Origin of the sequence: Paramagnetospirillum marisnigri (assembly GCF_001650715.1) — a bacterium.
Classification (GTDB): domain Bacteria; phylum Pseudomonadota; class Alphaproteobacteria; order Rhodospirillales; family Magnetospirillaceae; genus Phaeospirillum; species Phaeospirillum marisnigri.
This window is the reverse complement of the sequence record NZ_LWQT01000017.1, coordinates 1-782: the sequence shown is the minus strand read 5'-3', so window position 1 is coordinate 782 and position 782 is coordinate 1. Positions and strand designations below refer to the sequence as shown.

General features: G+C 56.9%; 1 protein-coding gene. It reads right to left on the bottom strand.

Translation table 11 applies throughout. The features are described 5' to 3' along the window. Positions 1–222 precede the first annotated feature (222 nt). Positions 223–782 (bottom strand): SHOCT domain-containing protein (locus A6A04_RS00750; RefSeq protein ID WP_245651040.1); only part of this gene is annotated, 560 nt, incomplete at its 5' end.

Sequence of the window (782 nt, the reverse complement as noted above, 5' to 3'; positions counted from 1 at the left end):
CTATCGTTTGCGCAAGACGTGCCTGCGGAGACGCGCATAGGTCATCCAATGGCAGAAGTTGCGAATCTCGCTCGCGACCATGCGAAGAAAGCCATCTTTCAGACACAGAAGCATGGACCGAACTCCCCGAGAAATACATTCAGCCGTAGGTTTCATTACCACAATAATATCAGACTTCGCCCGCCATTGTGATGGGCCAGAGTGTCAGGATAGTCGGGTCACTCAGAAATTTTCCATGATCTTGGCCTTCTGCCCGTCGTAATCGGCCTGGCTGATCAGGCCCTCGTCGAGGGCGGTCTTCAGCTTTCTCAGGCGATTGATCGGATCGTCGTCTCGGTTGGCAATCACCGGCTTGGAGCGATCAGAAGGACTGGGAACGGCAGGCTTCGGCCGGGCATTGGGAGTGATATTGGGCGCTCCACTGGACACCCGATAGAGAAGCCACCTCAGACCTCCGGTTACCGGGCTCATGTCCAGCCCTGCGGCCGCAGATAAAATCGCCTTGATCGACGGTATGCGGATGGAATTCGATCCACAGGCCAGCGCAAGCCGTGCCGCCCAATCGCGAACGTAAAGGTCATCAAAGGCTGAAAGCCGCTGAAACAGTTCCGAGCCTTGCGGATTGAGGAAATCCGACCGGGTGAAGATGAGGTTCTCGCCACTGTGGCAGTGCTTGAGCAATCCGGGATCGAACACCAAGGCCCGTGACCGGCCCCCAATGGCGGCTCCAGATCGAATGTTAGTGAAGCATGGTTGATGTTGCCTGGCCAGGGGCGACGGAG